The sequence below is a fragment of the Rugamonas sp. FW305-51 genome, assembly GCF_058786935.1.
In genome coordinates this window covers 1-21007 of sequence record NZ_JBYSZG010000070.1, presented here as the reverse complement: position 1 = coordinate 21007, position 21007 = coordinate 1, and the positions used below count along the sequence as shown (strand labels likewise).

14 protein-coding genes, 1 tRNA gene and 1 pseudogene are annotated in these 21007 nt (G+C 60.8%); 1 reads left to right on the top strand and 15 read right to left on the bottom strand.

All coding sequences use genetic code 11. From position 1 onward, the window contains the following. From AC3WOS_RS27160 to AC3WOS_RS27095, 14 genes are all read right to left on the bottom strand, one after another. Positions 1 to 8588, bottom strand: an 8588-nt coding sequence (locus tag AC3WOS_RS27160; RefSeq protein ID WP_492720239.1) for an Ig-like domain-containing protein, incomplete at its 3' end; no start/stop codon positions are given. 486 nt (positions 8589 to 9074) lie between these two features. Continuing rightward, the gene (locus AC3WOS_RS27155) at positions 9075 to 9587 is read right to left on the bottom strand and encodes a PilN domain-containing protein (protein ID WP_492720237.1); all 513 of its coding nucleotides are present in this window, start codon (positions 9585 to 9587) and stop codon (positions 9075 to 9077) included. Between the two features lie 2 nt (positions 9588 to 9589). Next, positions 9590 to 10234 carry a hypothetical protein gene (locus AC3WOS_RS27150; RefSeq protein ID WP_492720235.1) on the bottom strand — a complete coding sequence of 215 codons (645 nt, stop codon included), beginning with the start codon at positions 10232 to 10234 and terminating at the stop codon, positions 9590 to 9592. A gap of 103 nt (positions 10235 to 10337) precedes the next feature. Then, positions 10338 to 11984 (bottom strand): GspE/PulE family protein, encoded by a 1647-nt coding sequence (locus tag AC3WOS_RS27145; RefSeq protein WP_492720234.1) that lies wholly within the window; start codon positions 11982 to 11984, stop codon positions 10338 to 10340. A 23-nt stretch (positions 11985 to 12007) separates the two neighbouring features. Next, positions 12008 to 13192: a type II secretion system F family protein gene (locus tag AC3WOS_RS27140; protein ID WP_492720232.1), complete on the bottom strand. Its 1185-nt coding sequence runs from the start codon at positions 13190 to 13192 to the stop codon at positions 12008 to 12010. A 13-nt stretch (positions 13193 to 13205) separates the two neighbouring features. Further along, positions 13206 to 13628 (bottom strand): type II secretion system major pseudopilin GspG, encoded by a 423-nt coding sequence (gene gspG, locus AC3WOS_RS27135; RefSeq protein WP_492720231.1) that lies wholly within the window; start codon positions 13626 to 13628, stop codon positions 13206 to 13208. Continuing rightward, positions 13625 to 14140, bottom strand: coding sequence for a type II secretion system protein (locus AC3WOS_RS27130; protein WP_492720229.1), 516 nt, complete (start codon positions 14138 to 14140; stop codon positions 13625 to 13627). Before AC3WOS_RS27130 ends, gspG begins: the two co-directional genes overlap by 4 nt. A gap of 3 nt (positions 14141 to 14143) precedes the next feature. Next, positions 14144 to 14515, bottom strand: a complete 372-nt coding sequence (locus AC3WOS_RS27125; RefSeq protein ID WP_492720241.1) for a type II secretion system protein — start codon at positions 14513 to 14515, stop codon at positions 14144 to 14146. Position 14516: 1 nt separating this feature from the next. Further along, positions 14517 to 15023, bottom strand: coding sequence for a type II secretion system protein (locus tag AC3WOS_RS27120; RefSeq protein ID WP_492720228.1), 507 nt, complete (start codon positions 15021 to 15023; stop codon positions 14517 to 14519). Next, entirely contained in the window at positions 15013 to 17244 is a 2232-nt protein-coding gene (locus AC3WOS_RS27115; RefSeq protein ID WP_492720226.1) for a secretin GspD/PilQ domain-containing protein, read from the bottom strand. Before AC3WOS_RS27115 ends, AC3WOS_RS27120 begins: the two co-directional genes overlap by 11 nt. A gap of 115 nt (positions 17245 to 17359) precedes the next feature. Beyond that, on the bottom strand, positions 17360 to 17881 hold the full coding sequence (locus AC3WOS_RS27110; protein ID WP_492720225.1) for a hypothetical protein: 522 nt from the start codon (positions 17879 to 17881) through the stop codon (positions 17360 to 17362). Beyond that, positions 17874 to 18422, bottom strand: coding sequence for a hypothetical protein (locus AC3WOS_RS27105; RefSeq protein ID WP_492720223.1), 549 nt, complete (start codon positions 18420 to 18422; stop codon positions 17874 to 17876). Before AC3WOS_RS27105 ends, AC3WOS_RS27110 begins: the two co-directional genes overlap by 8 nt. Before the next feature lie 623 nt (positions 18423 to 19045). Further along, positions 19046 to 19432, bottom strand: coding sequence for a HepT-like ribonuclease domain-containing protein (locus AC3WOS_RS27100; RefSeq protein ID WP_492720222.1), 387 nt, complete (start codon positions 19430 to 19432; stop codon positions 19046 to 19048). Continuing rightward, a complete protein-coding gene (locus tag AC3WOS_RS27095; protein ID WP_492720221.1) occupies positions 19429 to 19719 on the bottom strand; it encodes a nucleotidyltransferase family protein in 291 nt (96 codons plus the stop codon). Before AC3WOS_RS27095 ends, AC3WOS_RS27100 begins: the two co-directional genes overlap by 4 nt. A gap of 131 nt (positions 19720 to 19850) precedes the next feature. Here AC3WOS_RS27095 and AC3WOS_RS27090 point away from each other — a divergent pair. Continuing rightward, a pseudogene (locus AC3WOS_RS27090) lies at positions 19851 to 20491 on the top strand (TOTE conflict system archaeo-eukaryotic primase domain-containing protein). A 288-nt stretch (positions 20492 to 20779) separates the two neighbouring features. On the opposite strand, the gene AC3WOS_RS27085 reads toward AC3WOS_RS27090, so the two are convergent. Then, positions 20780 to 20853, bottom strand: a tRNA-Cys gene (locus tag AC3WOS_RS27085). Positions 20854 to 21007 lie beyond the last annotated feature (154 nt).

Genomic DNA, 21007 nt, shown 5'->3' with positions numbered 1-21007 from the left:
TTGCCGTTCAGGTCATAAACGAACTTGCCGGCGATGCCCCCGATGCTCTGCACCGCGTGCGGCTGGTTCAACGTCGCCGCCGCCTGAGGCGGGTAGGCGTACAGCCCGCCCGTGCCCGTCTTGCTCAGGATGTTGCCGGCCGCGTCGTAGGTGAAGATCAGCTGGTCGGGCTGGCCCTGGATATGGCTGGTCCACAGCCGGTTCAGCCCGTCATACGTGAAGTCCTCCGAGTAGCCGACTTGGGCCGCTCCCGCGCCCCAGTACTGGGTGCGGTTGCTCACATTGCCCAGCACGTCGTACTGATAGCTTTCCAACAGTTGCTGTGCGCTGGCGGCCGTTGTCAGCGTGGCCAAGTCCAGGCGCCCGGTGTAGTCGTTGTAGTGTTTGCTGTCGGTCAAGCCATTGCCCAGCACAACCGTCCTCGGCCGTGCCGACGCATCCAGCACGTTGGCCTTCCACAGCATCAACGGCCCCCGCTCCACCCGGGCCAGATAGCCGTAGTTGTTGTAGCGGGTGTCGAACACCTTGGCCGCGTCGCTCTTGCGCTGGTAGGTCTGGGTGATCACCCGGCTCCAGGCGTCGTAGCCCGTCAGGCTGGTGTAGCCGCCGTCGCTCAGCGTCTGCGTCGTCTGCGATGGACGGCCCAGGGCGTCGAACGTGTGCGTGCGGTCATAGTTCTTGAGACCACCCGCGATGGTATAGGCCTCGTTCAGCTGGCCAACGCCCTTCGTGGCCTGGTCGAACACCCAGTGGCTCTCCAGGTCCGGCTCGTAACGCGCCGTCATCCGCCCCAGCAGGTCGTACACCATGTAACTGGCCTGCGCCGCGCCGCGCTGCTTGGGCGAGACCTGCTTCCAGGTCTGCCCCAACGGGTCGACACTGTACTCGATGAAGCCCAGGTCCGGGTCGTGCAGCTCGGTCTTGCGGCCCAGACGGTCGTACAGCACGGTGATCACGTTACCATTCGGGTCGGTCGTCTTGCTCAGACCGCCGAACGGCTCGTAGCCGAACCGCGTGATGTTGGTCACCGTGTCCTGCGCCTGCACCTGGACCAACTGATCGGCCACGTTGCGCGTCTCGGTGCGGCTCTGGTTCCTGGCGTTGGTCAGCACGCGGGTCAGCCCTTGGTACCACGTGGTGTTCCGCAACAGGGCTCCTCCATCGTCCAGCGTATCCAGCTCAACCACCCGGTGCAGGTCGTCGTACAGCTGGCGGCTGGCCAGGTGGGGAGTGTCGCCGTCGAAGCGCGGCTGGTCGCTTTCCCACAGGCGGCCGAGCAAGTCGTAGCGCTGGTCGGCGTCGATCTGGCGGCCATCGAAGCCCCAGGTCATCGTGCGCAGCACATGGCCCGCGTCGTCGCTGTACACCACCTTCGGCACGCTGGTGCGGTCGGCACCATGGTAACTGTCCGTGATCTGTGCCACGCTTGCGCCCAGCGGGCAATCGCCCTGGCACGCCTTCAGGTACTGGCGCGTTTCGTTGCCATCGGCCCGCTGCTCCCGGCTCACGCGGCCGAAGCCGTCCACGGTCCACTGCGTGGTCAGGTTGTTGGGGCCGGTCAGGCTGGTCCGCGCGCCGGTTGCGCCGTCGTAGCCATGGGTTTCCAGGTGGCCCAGCGCATTCTTGACCTGATACGGGAAACGGCCCAATGCGTCGTAGGTGACATCGCTCACCGTGCGCGTCTTGCTGGCCGCGCAGGCCGGCGTCACCGTGTTGTTCACGCAGGCGGGATCCTGCCAGGCCTGCGTCTTCTTGCCCACCAGGCCGTACTTGTTTGTGCTGCGGTCGTAGGTCGTGACCACCTGGTACTGCGCGTCGCCAGGCTCGGTCGTCTCCGTGTGCAGCAGGCCCGGCACCTGGTCGTAGGCGTACGCCGCGGTGCGCGTGAGGCTGCCGCTGACCGGGTCGGTTTTCTTGACCGTCACCAGCGCCGGCAGGCCCGCGACCCATGCCTTCGCGTCGTTCAGGTAGCTCGTGTTGGTCTGGGTGACGAACGGGCCACCGCCGCCCGGCGGCGTCAGCGTCACCGTCTGTTGCGTCAGGTTGCACCAGCCATCGCTATATTGATTGACGGTGTCGCTGGCGCCCAGGCCGCTACCATCGAGGTCCCATCGGCCGGTCGTGCTGTGGGCGATCAGCGGGCACACCGTGGCGGTGCCGTTGGCCTGCGCCACGTTGATGATGGTTGGTGTGTTGACCGTGCTCGAAATCGTGACGCCGGAGGTGTCGGTGATGTTGCTTCCACCATGTATCACCGTCGCTGACGCCACCATGCCCGAATATGGCCAGGCCTGCTTGTAACTGGTCGTGGTCAGCATGTGGGTGTCGGGGTCGAACGACTTGACGGTGCCAAAGCCGAGCGAGCCACGACCGGCCACATCGATTGCGGAGTCCAGATAACGGTACTGGGTAGTGCGCGTGCGAGAGCCTCCGTTGGCGACGGTCAGTGTGCCGACAATTTTCCCGGTGCGCGGGCTCAGGCGCTGCGGATAGCTCAGCGACGCCGTGCCGGAAGTGGCGACCGCGCCGGTCGCCAGACCGTCCACATACGTGACGCTGCTGGTCGAGCCCAGTCCGTTTGTGACCGAATAGATCCGGTCCAGCGCCTGCCCGGGCGCCGCCAGATCGGTCGGCGCGAAGACCTCCCAGCGCCCGTCCTCGATCCAGGTGGCGTTGGTGCAATTGCTACACGAATATGCGCCGGCATGGTAGTAGACCAGTTGCGGCCGGCCGGTACCCAGCAGATCCAGCACATAGATCTGATCGGTCATATAAGCGCCGCTGAAGTTGACCACGGTGCGCAACTGTTCGGCCGTGATACCCGGCAAGGCCCAGCTGGTGCATTTGACATTGGCATCGGCCGTGCCGGTGCCGCCGGTCGTGTCGTCGCCCATCAGGTGGCACAACTGCAGGCTGTTCCCGTTCGAGACACCCTTATTGTCCACTGGCACCATCAACAGGTCGGCTTGGCCGTCGCCGTCAAAGTCGGCCACCGCCAGCGTTTTCATATAGCCGTTCGTTCCCTTGGCCGCGTTGCTGCTCAGGGCTTGGCGCAGGGTACAGTCGAGATGCTGGCCAGCGGACAGGCATTGCCAGCCCTGCGATTCGGCGGCGACGACGTAATTGTCCGCGTTTTTCCCATTGATGTACAAACCATAGAACAAAGCGTTGTAGCCGCTGCCATTAAAGTCCGCCGACAGGCTGGCCATATTGGCGGCCGCGTCAAATGAATATGGTGTGTACGCCTGCTCTGGCAGCGTCGGATGCGAATGCGACAGTGACGGCGGAATTGCCCCACCTGGCGGCACAAAGGCGCTGATGGTCAATTTCGGGGTCATACCTGTCCAGACCTGGCAAAATGGGGGTACAGCGCATGGACGGCCCTGATACAGCGAGCAGCCATCGCCGGTGCAGTCTGGCACGCTCTTTGGCTGCGACCACTCCACCAGTTCGTGCTTGCCCGTGCCACTGAAGTCCACGGATTGTGAGAACGCGACATAAGGCTGGGCGTAGGGATATATCTCCTTGTAGAGCGTCATATCCGTATTGGTCAACACTGGGGGCAGGTTCGGAGGATTAGCAATACAACCACCCTGCAAGCACAGGGTCCACGACGAATCAACGCGCATCTTCGAGTAAATTCCTGCGCGGCCATCGCCAGCCACATCAATAACGGTCGGCAGGTACGGCGACGCGTTCTCGCCGCTGGCGGCCAGGCCGCTGTTGCAATTGAAGACGAGGTTACCAGCGACCGGAGTCGTGGCCGGCGTCAGGGGGGACAAGCACACTTTAGGCGCGCCTTGGCCACTGCCATTGACCCCGTCGTCGGAGCCCGTCAGCACCAGCAAGTCGGGGAAACCATCGCCGTTATAGTCGGCAACGCCCAGCACGACGAAGTACTCGCCCGTGCTCAACGCATAGCTGTATTGTTTGAAGCCGTTTCCGGTGTTCTGGAAATAGCGATAGCTGGTCTGCATGAAGCCAGGAGGATGTTGGGGGTTGGAACTCATCAGCGCCAAGGTCGCATCGACCGAATAGGTGTTGAGGAGCCGGCCGGGCGAAGGATCCGCCGCGCGCTTTTCCAAGAGATCGGTGCGGCCATTGTTTTCGATGTCGCTGAAGTCGAAGTAGTCCGCGTGCGTATTCCCGCCGTACATGATCGAGCCGCTCAGAATCTGCCCATAGGTCTGCAGGCAGGGCGCCGCGTTGCCCCCCTGCGCGCAAGCGGCGATGCCGGTGCCGCCCCAACCCAGTCCTGGCGCAAGGCTGGTGAAGGCTGGCGTGACGTCCGAGCGCGGCTTGCCCCAGGCGAAGGTGGTTGGCTGCTGACAGGTCCTCGTTCCGCCACTGTCGGTGGCGCATACCGTCACGCTGTCGAGCAAGCTGCGGCCGCTGGACGGACTGCGCTCATAAGCCAGCGTATAGTTTCGCACCTGCTTGCCGCTGGTGTCGCCCACCGCGCCAACTGTGTTGACATAGGTGCTGACCGTCAGCAGACGGTTGCGCTGGTCATTGCGCGCATCGGCGATATAGCGCGTCCAGGCGTCATCGCGGACCTGGTAACCGAAACGCACTGCCGCGTAGTGGTTCTGCGGCAGATTATAGTTGCCGCCGTAACGAATTTGCACCGGCAGATGCTCGCCTGTCGTGGCGTTGATGCTGTAATCGAAATCGATATGGTTGCCGGATCTGTCGGCGATGGTTGACAGCGCCCAAAAGATCGCCTGCCCAACCTTGTTGGGAACACCGGCGTCTTGCGGATACAGCGCGGTCGAGGATACCGCTACGTAGCTATTCGAGGCATTGCTGCCAGAACAGGCGCCGCCATTGATATCGCAGCCGTAATAGCGGATCTTGCCGTCCTTGCTTTCCACCTTGAAGGCGATGCCTGTACCGATTCCACTTATGGTGGGACCGTTGATGGCAGTGATACGGCTCAGGGAATCGATCTCCGTGCGGTACTCACCGCCAGCAGCCCAGTAGGCCGCGTCCTTGGTCGCCAGGTCCGCGTCCAGCGCGACCGCCGCGCCGTTCACGCGCACCAGGCGCTGACCGTCCAGGCACAGGCGGTCGGCGGTCGTAAAACCGATCGGAGCGTTCACATTGTCTTGCGCGATGGTCTTGCCGCAACGATGAATACTCGACAGGCCACTCAAGCTCCAGCCTTGGCCGGCGACGCCGTTGGTGCCCGAGCTGCTATAGTTCAGCGCCAAATTCGGCTGCATGCCGGCCGTACCGGGTGGCACCGCGATAGCGATGCTGTAGGTGGCAGCGCCGTTGGCGTCCACGCCCAGGCTGCCCGGCAAGGTGCCCGCGTCGGGATTACCCAGATGAGGTACACTCAGGATCACCGGTAGCGGCGCGCTGGAACTGGCCGTACCAGTGGCGCCCACGGTAATGTTGACCGCCGGCGAGGCCGACAGCACGTGCCCACCACCGTCAAATGCTTGCGCGGTAAGGGCATAGGGGCCACTGATGTTGGTACTCCAGGCGTAGCTCCAGGTGCCGCCGCTGTTGTTACCGCTGCCAACCAAGGCACCATTGGCGTAGAACTGCACGCTCTGCACTGCGCTACCGGTAGCCGTCGCGCTCAGCGTTATCGGCGCACCCGCGTTGAAATTGGCCCCACTGGCCGGGCTGGTCTGTTGCACTGCCACTGACGAGCTCGTGCCCACGGTAATCATGTTCTGCACGGTGTACAGCGTGGTGTTGCCTTTGCGGACGCGGGCTTGCACCGAATAGGGCGCGGCTCGCGTGGATAGGGGGGACGAATTGGCGTAGTAGGTGCCCGCCATAGTATCGGCCGCACCGGCGATCCAGGTGCCGCCGTCGACGCTGAAGGCGACCTCATCGAACGGTCCAGTTGCGCCACTGATCAACGCACGCATGAACACGGTCGCCGGTCCGGCGTACTGGTCGCCGTTAGCCGGCGTGGTCAGGCCGACGCGCATCGCGCCCGGCATGGTGCAGCTGTTGTCGGCGCATGGCAGCACCACTGTACCACCGCCGCTGTAGGCAGTGCCCTGCACATACAGCGCGCGGCCAGCGTACTGCGCCGTGTAGGTGCTCAAGTCGACATTAAAGTGGTGGCCGACGCCGGGCGTGGCGCACTGGCTCTGCACCGACGCGTTATCCGGCTCGGTGGTCAAGTTGGCCACCCCAGACACCAACGGCTGCCCACCGGTCTGCGCCGTCGGAGCGTCCAGGTATACCTGGTATGACAAGGGTTGACTAACACCGGGCTGACAAACCCAGCCGACCAACTGCGGCTTATTGCTACCATCAATGCGCACGCCGCTTATCGCGCCCAGCAATGAACTGTTAGTGACATTGACAACCACAGCCGCCGACTCGGTGACCGCCCCCTGATCGTCCGTCGCGCGCAGCTTGTACCAGTAATCGCCAGCGGTCGCGCTGGCCGAATAGTTCATGGTCAGGCCACCGGCGGAGCCGGTGACGGTATTAATCGGCGTGAGGGAATACCCAGTCGCCAGGGCCGTCCCCTGGAACAGTTCCAACTTGGAGATGGTGCGCCCGGCTTCGGCGCCGCTGCCGACAAAGGTCAGTGTCGCCGGCGTGGCACCGTTCATCCGCACGTTGGTGGGGGTGACCGACAGCGTTGCGCTTGGCCCGGTATTGGCGACCACGGTCACCACGGCATTGGTACTGTAGGGACCGAACCATTCAACCCCATCCTGCACCATTCTCCATTGCAGATTATAGGTTCCCGGGGTAGTCGGCGCGGTGACCGGAATCGAGAACGTGAAGCTCTGGCCTGCCGCCACCGAGGTGCCGGACGGTAGCAAAGCGCGGCCCGCGATGGTCCACTGGCGCGTGTCCTGTGGATTTTGCGCCCCTAGCCGAATGTTGGACGCTTCGCTCCAGGCGGTGGACCCGGAATTATTCATGGTGACTTGAATGGTGTACGGCTGCCCCGCACGTAGCGTGGCGGGAATCGACTGGCTCACGAATGTCGCACCGTTGCCCGGGGTACCGGCGGGCAGTACGGTGGCGGACTGTAAAACTTGAGTGGCGCTCCCATAGCTCGCGTTACCCGCCTGGTTGGCGGCGATGGTACAGGTCCCCGTTGTCAGCAGCGAAACTGTGCTTCCCGAGACGGTACACACCGATGGCGTGGCAGAGACGAAAGTGACCGTCAGACCCGAAGTAGCGGTGGCCGACACCGTGAACGAAGGGGAACCCAGAGACTGGACCAACAACGCGCCAAAACTGATGCTTTGCGATGCCTTCAGCACAGTGAAGGTTTGCGTCGCCTGGGGCGCGGCGGCATAGTAGCCGTTGCCCGCCTGATCGGCCGCAATCCTGCAACTGCCGCCCGACAACAACGAAACAGCGGTGCCGGATACCGCGCACACCGTCGGCGTCTGGGACGAGAACGTCACCACCAAGCCAGAACTAGCGCTGGCGGAAACGCCGAACGGCGCAGCCCCGAATGTCCTCGTCGCCAACGAGCCAAAGGTAATCGTCTGCGCGGCGTACGATACGCTGAACGACTGCGAAGCCTGCGGGGCGGGATTGTAATAGGTATTGCCAGGCTGATTCGCAGTAATCGTGCAGCTGCCATACCCGACCGGGGTCACCGTACTGCCGGACACTGTGCAAATAGCAGGGGTGCTGCTGCCATAATTGACCGCCAGCCCCGAAGTGGCTGTGGCCGATATGTTAAATGGGGGAGTTCCGAGCGCCTTGGCTCCGATGTTAGCAATGCTGATGCTCTGATTGGCTTTTGACACGACGAATGAGCGCGCTACTGCGGTCGCAGCATTGTAATTCGCATTGCCACCCTGGTTGGCGGTGATGGAACAGGTACCCACACCGGTAATGCTTACCGTAGAACCGGACACCGTGCACACCGTAGATGACGAACTGCTATAGGTGAGCGCCAGGCCGGAGCTGGCATTGCCCGACAGGCTTACCGAGCCGACGCTATACACTTGCGCCGTCGGTGCATTGAAAGTGATGCTCTGGTTCGCCTTCAGGATCGAGAAGCTTTGTGTCACGGCCGTCGCCGCGCTGTACTGGCCGTTGCCGGTTTGGCTGGCGGTAATCGAACAAGTACCGGCCGCCAAGATGCTGGCGCTGGCGCCGGAGACACTGCACACGCCGGGCGAATTGGAAGCGTAGGCGACTCCAAGCCCGGAAGTGGCCGTGGCCGAAAGCGCCACTGATCCCACACCGTAGGACGTCGTGGCCGGCTGGGGGAAGTTGATGGTCTGCGGTTTGATGGTGGGCGCGGTGACCGTCACCGTCAAGTAATTCGATGCCCTGTTGTAGGCCTTACCATCCGTTCCGGTCACCCGCGCATTAATGTGGTACGTGTGGCCGCTGGTCACCCCTGTCAGGGTAAAAACGGGCCCGGTGGTGTACTGCGTCGCGAGCACCGCACCGGTTTCATCCATCAGCTGAACGTCTCTGAATTCATTATCGATCGGATCGATGGAACCCGAAAGGACGATGGTCGCCGGAGATGTGTATGCCAGCGTGCTGGTCGACAACTTGACCACCGGGGAATGGAAAATCGCCAGCGCCGGCCCAGAGAGCATGCCAAACAACAACAGCATCCCCATCTTTCGCGCCACAGCCGCGAAATTTGCACGTAAACCCCATCCACAAATTTGATACATAGCCGCTCTTTTCATTCGATTCCCGCACTTTGCAAGGTTGCCTCAGCGTCAGTCCTTGACATTCGCAAGAACAAACACCCTGATCAAGCCAGCTGGCGAGTAGTTTCTTCAATAAACTGTTTCCAGGACGACGTACAAATTACCATTCACACAATCAAACTGGGATTGCAATATTATCATAAGTACATGCTAAAAAAATACAATTAAGAAAAACTCAATGTAATATTTTCAATTTAGCTACAGCAATGGTCTGTAAACTTTGACAATTGCTGTAGCACCAGTTCAATTCGGATAATGCGGTAATGGGTGATAAGCGATGACGCCCCTAATCAAGCGGGACCGCCTTCTTTAGGATAGGGACCGTTCCATTTGCCTGCGCCCGCCGCCGGTGCGGTCACGATCACTTCATATAATTTCATCACTACCTCGTCATTCGGCAATGGCGGCACTAATTTCAAACAGTACGGTTTCGAGACGGTCACGCGTCCGCTTCTCCTGGTGCGTCAAGTGCACATTCCTGAATGCGGGCTGCCGGGCCAAGGCCTGCAAGAACACGGTCAGCGCCTCCCGATTCCTGGCCTCTCCCTGAAGCGATATGCGTCGCTGCTCTTTCTCTGGCTGGAACTCCAGCAGCTCGACATCTGGGCTGGCTGCGCGTTCGACGGCAGAGAAGATTGGCACCCAGGAGAACACTCTCTCCGCGTTCAATGCAGCCCAGCGCCTTTGCATTTCCTGTTCGCCAGGCGTAAATTTCAGTGGCGGCCGCACCGCAAGCGCGGCCCGCACGCGCTCCACGCGCTGCGCCGTCAGCCTTGCCTCATCATGTTCCAGGAAGGCCAACGTGCCTAGCCACGCTGCCAGCGTCAGCAACAACGCGGCCGCCCCCAGCGACATCCACACTCGGCGCGGGCGTGGCCGCAGCAGGAAAGACAAATCATCCATATTCAACTCCAGACATCGGGCATCAGCGAGCGACGCGCCGCGGCGGGCAGGCACTCGCCAATAAATGTGGTGGGCACAGCCGGCACGACACCGGCCCAGTCATCGACCGCCTCAATCCCGCCATGAACGGCGCCCAGCCGCCGCATCAGCCGCCTGCCGGCAGCCTCCTCACCAGCACCAAGCACGGGTTCGATGTCGATCCCCTGCAAACGCCCGTGCTCATGCACCATGGCGGTGAGGCGTTGCGTCTCCCGCAACAGCACTATGTTTTTCGCCACGCCCGCCGGATGGCCATGACGGTGATAGGCCGCCATCGACAACGGCAATACGCTCGACAGCCGCAGTCCTTTGGACTCGGCCAATGCCCGCGCGTCCCGCAGCCATGAGGTCGCGATGGCAAACGCCATGCCAGCGGCCTGGTGATGACGAAACGCCGTTTGCACAGTCCAGCCCTCCCCTATATCCAAACCATGCCGCTCGAAATTCGCCAGTGCGTAGCCCAGCAGTTCGTCACGCGTAGTCAGTTGCTCCTGCCACGGCAGCATGACGGTCGCGGCGAGACTGTCGGAAACAGTGAGGTGCAGACGTGCGTTCTTTCTAATGCCGTCGGCATGCTGCAGCAACAAGCCGTCCAACGCCTTCAGCAAGGCGGACGGCTCGGATTGGTCATCCGGACCGGACGCGCACCGCAATTCGGAGCGCGATCGTCGTAGCCAGCACTGGCCGGGAAATAGCCCCACCAGGACAGATTCAGGCCACAAAAGTGACACGGTTCACCTCCTGTAAAGTCGTGTGGCCGGAACGCACCAACTCCATGGCGACATCGCGCAGGAAGCGCGTACCTTCCTTGCGCGCCTGCTCCTTGAGCGCCCGTATCGAAGCGCGGGCAACGATCATTTCGCGAATTTCATCGGTCAGACGCAGCACCTCCGCCACCGCGCGCCGCCCTTTGTAGCCAGTGTTGCGGCACTGCGCACAGCCGCGACCAGCATGGAAGCGGTAATTCTCCGGGTCGGTAATGCCCGATTCCGCCAGCAGCGTCGGCGCCACCTCCACCTGCTCATTGCAATGCACGCAGTTCTGGCGCAGCAGGCGCTGGGCCACCACTCCCGTCAGCGAAGACACGAAGTTGTAGGGATCGACGCCCATGTGCATGAAACGGCCGATCACGTCGAAGGTGTTGTTGGCGTGAACGGAGGTGAACACCATGTGTCCGGTCAGCGCCGATTGCACCGCAATCTGCGCCGTCTCGGGATCGCGGATTTCGCCCACCAGGATCTTGTCCGGGTCGTGCCGCAAGATGGAACGCAAGCCGACCGCGAAGGTCAGTCCCTTTTTTTCATTGACGGGTATCTGCAGCACGCCAGGTAGCTGATATTCCACCGGGTCTTCGATCGTGATGAACTTGTCCTCACCGTGGTTGATCTCGGTAAGCGCCGCGTACAGCGTGGTGGTCTTGCCGCTGCCCGTAGGGCCGGTCACCAGCATCATCCCGTACGGTTCCGCCGCCAGGCGGCGCAGCAGCACGATGGTTTGGCTGTCGAAACCCAGCGTGTCCAGTGTCAGGTGCTGCATGCTGTCGATCAATGCCTTCTTGTCGAGCACCCGCAGCACCGCGTCCTCGCCGTGAATGCTGGGCATGATTGACACGCGGATGTCGATGTCTCGACCTTTGGACGCCACCCGGAAACGGCCATCCTGCGGGATACGCTTCTCACCGATATCCAGTTCCGCCAGCACCTTGATGCGCGCGATCGCCTGCTCGGCCAGAGTCGGGCTATTAACAGTGGCGATGCGATTGAGCACCCCGTCAATGCGGAACTTGATGACCAGCCCCTGAGGCTGCGACTCCATGTGGATGTCGCTGGCTTCTAAGCGCAACGCATCGAACACGGTGGAGTTGATCAGCCGAACAGCGGGACTGGACTCGCCCTGGATCGACGTCAGCGTCAGGTCGGCGCTCGCATCGCGCGCCATTTCGATAGTCTCTTCCATACCAACGGCATCAGCCACGGCGCTGAACCCCGATTCATGCGATTCCAGCTTGGTCAGGATAATCAGTGGGTCCGCCAGGTAAATCTCCTGCAGCGGGAAACGCACCAGCCAGCCGCCGTGGTCCGGGTCGAGTGGCAGGCCCAGTGCCGCCACCAGCCGCCCTTCACCGTCCACACCGAGCACCAGCATGCGTTCCACCATGTCCGCATAGGTAGCCCGCTCGAAGGCCGGCGTCAGCATCATCACCTTTTCATCATCGAGAACGGGATAGGCCAGCAGTTCGGCCGCCGACGCCAACAGCTCGGAGCGGGGCGCTCCGCTCCGATCGGCCAGCACGGTGAGCCAGTGTGATGGCGGTAAAGCGGATTGCCGCGCTTCAGATAACAGAGGTAAAGTAAGCATATCGATCCAAAAAATATGTCGTGTCAAACGATGTTAGCGAGGTCGAAAATCGGGCTATACAGCATCAGGACAATCGCCCCGACCACCAGGCCGATACCGAGCATCAGCGCCGGCTCGATGAAGCGGCCGGCCGTGTCGATCCAGATGGCGGTCTCCTGATCGTAAAAGTCGGCGATGCGCTCCATCATTTCATCCAGGTTGCCTGACGACTCCCCGGCCAGCAACAGACGCTGTGCCACCTCGGTGCTGAGGCGACAGTCATTCATGACCGAGGACATCGGCTTGCCTTCGCTGACCGCCCTTACCGCCGCTGCCAGATCGTCCTGCATGGTGTCGGGCAGCGATGCCTGCGTCATGCGCATGGCGGCCAACACGCTGACGCCGCTGTTGAGCAGCATGCCCAACGTGCGGTACAGGCGCGCCAATTGCAGCACCCATATTTTTTCACCTATCCACGGCGTGCCGAGCACGCGTCGATAGAGCGCGGCGCGTACGGCCGGATGAACCGCCATGGTCACCAATGCAGCGCAGAACAGGAACAGGCAGGACCAGGCCAACAAGGTGTTGTTTCGCACAAAGCCCCCCCACATCTGCACGAAGCCGGCGTCGCCGTGGTGCGCGGATCCGGCGTCATCGTAGACGGCGCTAAAGCGCGGCAGAACGTACAGCATCAGGAATGAGATCACCAAAAAGCCCACGCTCAGCAGGATCGCCGGATAGGTCGCGGCGGCCGCAATCTTCCCTCTTATTTCATCGACCTGCCGCTGGTATTGCATATAGCGGCGTATTGCGGCGCGCACCGTTCCCGTGGTCTCGCTGGCCCGCACCATGGCCACATACAGCGGCGAGAACACAGACGGCAGCAGCGCCATGGCGTCCGATAGCTGATTGCCTTGCTGCAGTCCTTGCAATAGCGTGTCATAGATCCCGCGGTGCCTGCCGCGACGGTCGTTGCGGCCAAGGATTTCGATAGCGTCGACCACGGTTTGCCCCGCCTCCAGCAATGAATGCAACTGCTGATTAAAGACGGACAGGTTGAACGCCTTCTGCTTCCCGCCGCGCGAGATGCTGGTGCGGACCGCGCGCAGATCAAGCAGGCGCCCGCCGGCCGACGCCAGCACCCGGCGCGCCTCCTCTGCGCTGGTGGCGTCGACGTCAACCAGTTCGACTTGCATGGCCTTATTGAGGACCTTGGCACGAAATTGCATACTCGTCTCCGGCTTATTGCGCCGCGCTCCAGTTCATTACATCAGCATCCTCGCCCGTTCCGCCTGGCTTACCATCGGCGCCATAGGACAGCACCTCGAAATCGCGGCCGTCCGAACCGGGCATGCGATAGATGTAGCCATTCCCCCACGGGTCCGCCGGCAGGCTCTTTTTCAGGTAGGCGCCATGCCACATCGGTTCATTGGGTGGCTGTACGAACAAGGCCGACAGTCCCACGGTCATTGGCGGATAGTGGCCGGTGTCGAGCCGATACTGCTCGAGCGCCTTATCAAACGATTCGATCTGATCCTGCGCGATCGTAATTTTCGACTTGCCGATCTGGGCGAAATACTTAGGCGCGACGTAGGCCGCGAGCATGCCGATGATGACGATCACCACCAGCAGTTCCAGCAAGGTAAATCCGTTTTGTTTTTTCATGGCGTGGTGGTCGCTGGCGGGGCCGGCGGCGCCGGCTGTCCAGGCTTGGGTGGCTGATAGATGAAGCGCCAGTCGGCATAGGTCGCGGCGTTCTTGAAGTCGGCCAGCTGCGTGGGGAAACCGTCGCTTTTGATCGGCTTCTGGGTCGACAGGGAATAGACCCCGATCACCGCGTTGCCGTCATAAACCACGCCCCAGTCCTTGCTTCCGGTGATGGGGTCGCGGTAGCGCTTGCGCAGGTGCCGTATGGGGATGGTGTTGCGTCCATCGAATATCAAGGCGTCGAACGCGTCCACCGAGCCCTTGAGCGGGAACTGCTTGGCGGTGCCCGGCGAATTCTCGTAGTAACTGCGGATGGCGTTCAGATAAATCTGGCCGACGTAGAGCAGCTCCGCTTCTTTTTCACGGCGCTGGGTCGTCATGGTGTTTTCCATGGCACGCACCGAGACTATCGACACCACGGCCACCAGGAACATCACGATCACATAGCTGAATCCTCGCTGACGCTTCATTGCTCACCAGTTCCTCAGCCAAGTGCCGTCGCGCGCCGTGTTCGGCGCGGCGCTATGGACATTGGTGACCACGCCCATCGCCGGATCCTGCGCGGCGTCGACCACCCAGCTGTTCGAGCTTTGCGTGAAGGGATCGACTGGAATCCCGCGCAGGTATTTTTCGGTTACGAGGTCCTTGAGCTCGTTCGGATAGTGATTTTTGTCGGTGTAATACTTATCGATAGCGTCGCGCAGCACGAACAGGTCCTCGCGCAGCACGTCCTCCTTGGTGCGGTCCACATTGCCGAAATAGCGCGGCACCGCCAGTGTCAGGATCATGGCCACGATGGCCAGCGTCACCAGCAGCTCGATCATGGTAAAGCCACGCGCGCGCATATCACCACTCCGCATAGGGCACTCCGTTCAGGCCAGTCTTGCTCGATTTCGAATAGACGTCGAACACGTCGTCGCCCTCCACCGGATGGTCCGGATCCGACGCGTAGCTGCGCTTGCCCCAGGTATCGGCCGCCGCCACGGTGGCGTCGTCAAAAAAGGGATCGCGTGGGATCTTGCGCAGGAAGTACTGCTGGGGGCCGGTCTTGTTCAGTTCATCCTGCATGCCGTTGACCAGCTCCAGTAGATTGTGTGGATAACCGCTCTCGCCGCTTTTGGTCGCGATATGACCTGCCGCCACCGCCAGCTTGTAGGCGTCGATGGCCTGCCGCATATCGCGCAGCGCGGTGCGCAGCTCGCGCTCCTTCTGCCGTTTGACCGTGGTCTCCACGAACGGCACGGCGACCGTGGCCAGCAGACCGATGATGGCGGCGGCGGCCAGCAGCTCCAGAAAGCTGAAGCCGCCCATCGCACCGCGCACGCGCCGCAGGCCCGCCATCTCAGCGCACAATCACGAGTTTGTGACCCAGCGGCAGAGCCGGACGGCTGACGGCCTTCTGCCCGCCGATCGGCGTCATGCCGATGACACTGATTTCCGTTCCGTTGGACGGCGCGCGCGCCCGCGCGGTCACGGTCAGGAAACGCGCAGCCCCTTTCGCGCCGGCCGTGTCACCCGCCCCGGCGCTGGCGCCGACCGACACCCGGCCACCCGGGTTGTCGACCGCCTCGCTGAAGCTGCCCTTGCCCGAGCGATTAAAGTAGTCCCCCTCCTGTACCGACAGAATCTCAAACTCGGACGGATTGAAGGCCAACTGCAGCGAGGCGGCGCGCAGCAGCTCGGAACTGTCCATCGCGAGCTGCAGCGTGACCGTCTCGCCGACCTTGAGCTGGGCCGGGCCGTTCCAGCTCAGGACCGGCGCGTCCGGCGCCGCCGCGGGCGCCGGCGACGGCGCCAGCGACGGCGCGGCGGCGGGCTTGGCCGCGGGCGTTACGGCGGGGCCCGGCGCGGCGCCGGCGGCGCCATCGAAACTGCGCAACTGGAGCGGACGCGTATGCAGGGTCGCCTCCGTGCCGGACCAGAACGATTCCGCGCCGGCTTCCCTGCGCCGGATGTTGCGGATCAGGTGAGGCGTGATGGACAGGACGATTTCCGTTTTCTGCTGATTGTCGTTCTGGCTGCCGAACAACCGGCTCAATATCGGCAATTCGCCGATCAGCGGTATTCGGTTGGCCGACGAACGCTGTTCGTCGCTGATCAAGCCACCCAGGACCTGCGTCTCGCCATCCTTCAGGCGCAGCGCGCTGCTGAAGTTGCGCGTGCCGATCTGGTACGCCTGTGATCCATTGTTAGTCTTGACAGTCGATACCAGCGAGCTCACCTCCAGCGCCAGTTTCAGTCCGATCTCGTCGCGCAGATGGATGTCAGGCTCCACCTCCAGCTTCAGACCCACATCGAGGTACTGGATGTTTTCTGTGACGTATGTGCCGCTGCTGGTGGTGGTCACCACCGGCACCTTGTCGCCGATGAGGATCTTGGCCTTGTCGCGATCCCGGACCCGGATGCGCGGATTAGCCAGCAAGTTGGCATCACCTTCAGTCTTCTGCAGATTGATCGTGGCGTTGGGGACGGTGATCCCGAGGGAATCGAGGTTCAGCGCCTTCAGGTCGCTGAACTTGATGGCCGAGGTGCCGCTGGTCCCGGTGCCGCCGCTGCTGCCACTGCCGGGCAAGGTGCCGGTGGTATTGAGCGGCGCGATGGTCAGCTGGCCGGGCCACTGCACGCCCAGGTTGAGCAGGCGCGAACGGTTAATCTCCAGCACCTCCACGTCGAGCATCACTTCCGGCTCTTCCAGGTCATGCAGGGAGATTAGCTTCTCCGCCAGCTGTATCGTCTCCGGATTCTCGCGGAGCACCAGCATGTTGTACTTGTCATCGACAAACACGTCCTTGATCTTAAGAACGGTCTTCAGCATTGATGCCGCCTGCTTGGCTTCCACGTTCGCCAGGTAGAACACCTTGACAATCAGGTCCTGGTACTCGCGCGTCTTGGTCGCCGTGTTCGGGTAGATCAGCACACTGCTGGCGTTGAGGACTTTTTTCTCCAGTTGCCCGGTTGATAGAATGACGTCGATCGCGTCATCGAGCGTGGTGTGCTTCAAGAAGACAGTGGTGCGTTGGTCGCCCTTCACTTCACGGTCAAAAATGAAGTTGATGCCGGTCGTACGGGACAGCGCATCGAACACCATTTTGATGGAGGCGTCACGGAACTCAAGATTGATCGGTTTCTTATACATGGCGCCCAGGCTCGGGATCACCAGCATGTCTTGTGCTTGCATGGCCTCGATTTCGCCCTTGAGCGCGCGGGCCTCCGGCTGGGTCGGATAATTCTTGAGCGCGCGCGCCACCAGCTCGTTCGCCTGCCCTGTATCACCCCGCTGGAACGCCTCACGCGCCTGTACCGCCTCCTCGCCCGCTTTGGCGATCTTCGCCAAAGCGTCGATGCCTCCCTGCGCGCGCGCATTGTCGCGGTCGTACCGCAGAATCGCGCGATAGGAACGCTCCGCGTCGGCATATTTTTGCTCGGCCACCGAGGCCGCGCCCGCCGCCAACAGCTTGGCGGTCGCCAGCTCACGCGCACGCAACCAGTCCTTGCGGTACTCCAGGTCGTGCGGTCTCATCTCCGACGCCTCCGCCAATTGCCCAACCGCGTCCACATACTCGTGGCGTTCCATGGCCACCATGCCATCGTGATGCTTTATGTTGGCCGCGCAGCCGGCCAGCAATATCAGGACTGCCAGTGGCAGCCGAGAAAGGTGGCGTCGAACCAAAAGGGGAAGTGGTTTGAAATTAGTTGTCACGAGTGGGAACCGGCAGCGCCTGTTTCTGGTGGGTAGGGATGTGTTCAAATTCAATATGGCTCGCGGTAATAGCGCGCACCTTGTAAGTGCCATCCAGCACGTCACCAGTGTGAGCAACGACCGCTTCGTCGCCTCGGGCTAGATACACGGTCTGTTCGGCGCCGTCATTGAGGCTCCCCATAAAGCGGTACGGCAACGACGGCGCAGCCACAGGCGGTGGCGGCACCGGAGGGCCGACGAACATCGGCACCGCCACCACTGGCGCGGCAGGCGTTGGCAGTATGGGCGCTAGCCATCCGCGCGGCGCGAATGGATCGGGATCGCCTGCGTCTTCCTCAGCCGCTATGTCATCCGAATCCAGCGGGGCGATCGGCGCCTTTCCGACCGGTGCCTTCGGCGCTATGGCGACAGTGGGCGGCGCCGGATCCTCCACCGGATAAAGGATAGCGACCATGGTCCCCGCAAATAAGCTAAGCAATACCGCCCAGCGCTTGCGGGCTGATTTATCCACGGCTACCCTTTTGGAAAAATGCCGAGAACGCAAGATCGCAACTGAGCGTAGTAACTGCGATGTCATCACGCGAGCAACTGATACTGTCAAGAATTGAATGTGGCAGATTCTTCGCCATCGCATCCACGAACCGGCGCATCAAGGGATAGTTTGCCGTTGCAGACAAGGTCAGGCGATAGCGCAGATACGGAAGGGACGCGCCTTCCTCCAAGGTATAGGAGATTTCATCAATGGGCAGGCCAATATCGACGGCGATCTGATTGACTGTCTCGACCAGTTCCGCACTGGAGAATTTCGGTAACGTTGGAACGCTGGCCGTGGATCGCGCGATCTGCGGCATCACCAGCGCGGACCGGGAAGTGGCCAACAATTCATTAAGATCGGCGGCCGCCAGGCGCTTGTGCTCCAACTGGAACAGAAAGGCCACGCCGGACAGCCCGGCCAAAGCGATCGAAGCCGCAGTGGCGACCACGACGACAGGATGAGCCCGCAACAACCGCTGCGAATGGAACGCCAGAAACGAAAACTTCGTTGAATTCATAAGTTTGCTAACCGCCACCTACCTATCCGCACAATCACCGAAGCTCTATCACTGTTCCGGGTGGACGACAGCAGCAGTCCACCGTAGTACCGCAATGCAGACACAGAAAATATATAAAATACAATCTGGCAATATGGACCATGCCCGAGTTGTCGGAAATATTATTGCTAAAGGTAAATGTTATCGACAATATTGCTGAAAAGTATGCAATTTTGCACTAATCACATCCAAAAAGATGCGCACATTGTAACAACGTGCGGAAAATTAGTATTCGTCAGGCATGGCAAACGGAGGGCTTTTGGTTTTCGCGTCCAGCTGCCGCCACCCGTACAATTACATCGCGATGGCTGAGCTTGACGTGACCAATGCCACGTACAAGAATGAATCAAGTTGATTCTCGACTGAGGTTTGCAAAAAGGGAAAATATCGACGCGAAAACAAAAAATCGCCGACTAAGCGGCGATTTCTCTTGATTCGATTTGCCGCGCACGGCAGCAAACCCTTGATGTTCTGGAGGCGAGGAGCGGAATCGAACCGACCTAGACGGCTTTGCAGGCCGTTTACGCCCCTTATAAATCAATCACTTACAAAACAACCGCTCAATTTGCCGCTTGGCTCCGGCTTCATGGCTTCATTTCCATATTATTCCCGCCATCCTCGCCAGCATCCTGGCGTAACGCCGGCAGTTGCTTTAACAAGTCTGGAAACGCCAACTGCACCGTATCCCATACCACGTCGAGGTTGATGTCGAAATAGCCGTGGGCAATACGGTTACGCATCCCCCGCATGCCGCGCCACTGTACTTCCGGATGCGTCAGTGCAAATTCGGCGTAGCCATCCATCACTTTGGTGGCTGCTTCACCAATGATGATGACGCTCATAATGACAGCCTGCTGCGTCCGTTTGTCGGCCAAGAAAGCATCTTTGTCCATGCCTTCCACGAAGCTGCACGCGTCCGACGCGGCCTGCCGCATATGTTCCAAGTAGTCCGGAAGCCTGTTCCCGCTCATACCGGCAACGCTTCGGCGAGCACGCTGGCACGGAATTTCGAAGGCAAATCAGCCGGTGTCAGCAGATCAACATGGATGCCAAGCAAGGATTCCAGCTCGTCTTGCAAACCGCCAAGGTCAAACAGCGTTGCGCCAGGCAGCGCATCAACCAGCAAGTCCAAGTCGCTGCCATCCCTGTCAGTGCCATGCAGCACCGAACCGAAAATGCGCAGATTCGCCGTACGGAAGCGGCTTGCCGCGTCGCGCACGGCGATTCGATGCAGTTCGAGCGCAGTGGATGGTCGCATGGCGAGGTCGTCAGGAACGCATTGTAGGGACTGAGAGTAGCCAACCATTTTTACACTTCTCTTCGCAGAGCGCGTGGCGGTGGGCGTTGTTAAGTTGATTTTAACGTATACGGAATTTCCCATACAACTTCGTGCTCGAGGTTATCGCGGTGATCAGGAATGGACGCCTCATTCTGCGGAATGCATTGAATTGCAACAAACTTCACCTTGATGAGACAATTGTGCCAGTTACATACCGGCGAACGCCAAAAGCAAAACCTCGAGACGGAAGTCACTCGACTACGCAAGGAAAACCTGGCGTTGAAAGCCCTGCTGGCAACGCACGGCATCCCCTTGCCCGTAGAACCGGCGCAAGGCGCAACAACTCAACGGCCTTCGCGTTCCGGAGTCTCCCGCGATGCAAGGCAGCTGGCACAGCATTGATCAGCGCCACATGCGCCCGGACACGGCAACTGAAATTGGCATCTTATGATCGCCTGTTTCCAAACCAGGACACGATGCCCAAAGGCGGCTTCGGAAATTGTGTGCCCTGCCCCTGCAAAAATATCCACGCAAGCTTGGTCGCAGCGTCTTTGTCGATTCGGGTCTGCAGCCGGTACATGACCAATGGGGATTTCTGGAAGCGATCAAGCCCCTCGCACCGGAGCAGATCGATGCGGCATTGAACAAATTGGTGGAGGAGTGGCATCCACTCGATATTGCTTACGCTGAGGTCCCGGATGAGAACGCTGATACGCCTGTCCGCAAACAAGATCACTTTGCGGCTCGATGACGTGCGTTCAAAGGGCCAGGCGCACCAGCATAGGTTAGCGTAACGCCAGCATCGTCCGGACCAGAAAAACGACGTGTGCAGGTAGCGCTGGTTGAGTGCCAGCCAGGCATTTGAGACGGCCTGATTGGCCGTCTACATCATCGACAAAGGCGACAGTTAGATACTTGAAGCCAGAAGGCAGGGGGAGATGATGAGGAATGTGCGGTTGCGGACCACGCAACCTGAATCGCCCAGGAAGAAAAAAGCCCGCATTGCTGCGGGCTAACTTCTTGATTCCATTATTTATTCTGGAGGCGAGGATCGGAATCGAACCGACCTAGACGGCTTTGCAGGCCGCTGCATAACCTCTTTGCTACCTCGCCAGAGGGTCTTTCTGGGCACCACCGCACAGCTGCGGTCGTGCTTTCTTGCCGCATCAAGCGCGATGCTTGCTGCGAGAATTCTGGAGCGGGAGAAGAGTCTCGAACTCTCGACCTCAACCTTGGCAAGGTTGCGCTCTACCAACTGAGCTACTCC